This is a genomic window from Acetobacter pasteurianus subsp. pasteurianus LMG 1262 = NBRC 106471 (assembly GCF_000285275.1).
In the GTDB taxonomy this organism is placed as follows: Bacteria; Pseudomonadota; Alphaproteobacteria; order Acetobacterales; family Acetobacteraceae; genus Acetobacter; species Acetobacter pasteurianus.
This window is the reverse complement of sequence record NZ_CADO01000131.1, coordinates 1-1,166: the sequence shown is the minus strand read 5'-3', so window position 1 is coordinate 1,166 and position 1,166 is coordinate 1. Positions and strand designations below refer to the sequence as shown.

Annotated in this window: 1 protein-coding gene; it reads right to left on the bottom strand. The window is 51.3% G+C overall.

Translation table 11 applies throughout. The annotated features are described in order from the left end of the window. Positions 1 to 141: 141 nt before the first annotated feature. A complete protein-coding gene (locus tag APA10_RS11910; protein WP_003631421.1) occupies positions 142 to 1,041 on the bottom strand; it encodes a LysR family transcriptional regulator in 900 nt (299 codons plus the stop codon). Positions 1,042 to 1,166 lie beyond the last annotated feature (125 nt).

Here is a 1,166-nt window from a genome sequence, read left to right as displayed (position 1 = left end):
CTTCCCAGACTTTCGTACGCCTCGCGGCGCCCGAAACCCTTCAGGGAAGCGGAATGTCCGGTGTCGAAAGTAAAACCGAGAAATCGGACATTGTAAAAGAAAAACACGAGGAGATTCCAAGCGTGAATTTTGGAAAATTACTTAAGTTACCAAAGAAGGTAAAGCAGCGAATTCGATAAAGTCCTGCAGATATCGGATCTCTTCATCGGTTTCGCGGCAACCAAGAAATATCTGCTTTGCAATGCCCTTTTTACCAAGCTTCACCGGGTAAAGGTCAAAGCGTGGGGCATACTCTTCCACAAGCCAGCGTGGAAGTGCTGCAACGCCCCTTCCATGCGCCACCATCACCAGCATGATATCCGTGGTTTCAATCTGTTTCTGCTGTCGTGGGCCAATACCAGCAGGCTGTAGAAACTGCGTATAGATATCCAGCCGCTCGGACGGAACAGGGTAGGTGATCAATGTTTCGCCAGCAAGCTGTTCCGGCAAGACGAACTTCTCATTCCGAAGAGGATGTTCAGGGCCAACGGCCAGAACGAGTTCATAATCGAAGACCGGTGTGAATTTCAGGCCGGGTTTGTAAAGCGGATCAGGGGTGACCACGATGTCAATCTCATTGCTGAACAACGCGCCAATACCGCCAAACTGGAACTTCTGCCGTACATCCACGTCAACTTTGGGCCATCGCTCCAGATACGGGGAGACGACTTTCAGAAGCCACTGATAGCAGGGATGACACTCCATGCCGATGCGGAGTGTACCACGCCCGCCATTTGCGAACTGTTCAAGGCGGCTTTCCGCCAGCTCAAATTGAGGAAGCAGGCGGTTCGCCAAAGCAAGCAGCCATTCGCCTGCCTGATTGAGCACAAGGGAGCGTCCCTCCCGCCGCCATATCTTTACTCCAAGCTGCTGTTCAATCTTGCGGATGGCGTGACTGAGCGCCGGCTGGGTTAGGTTCAGACGCATCCCTGCAGCCGTCAAAGAGCCTTCTCGCGCGACTTCCCGAATAATTGTCAGATGACTGCGCTCCAGAACGCCCATGGTCTACCTCGCGAATGCACAGGATTCATATAATCATAAAAACATATCATTTAATCATAAAAACATATCATTTTACAGCGTGTCGTCAGTTAAGCAGGATGATGATTGAGGCGAACTGCACGGCT

Bases quoted from the DNA above. Each gene is read 5' to 3' on its own strand.
- APA10_RS11910 (WP_003631421.1), bottom strand. From the start codon at position 1,041: ATGGGCGTTCTGGAGCGCAGTCATCTGACAATTATTCGGGAAGTCGCG.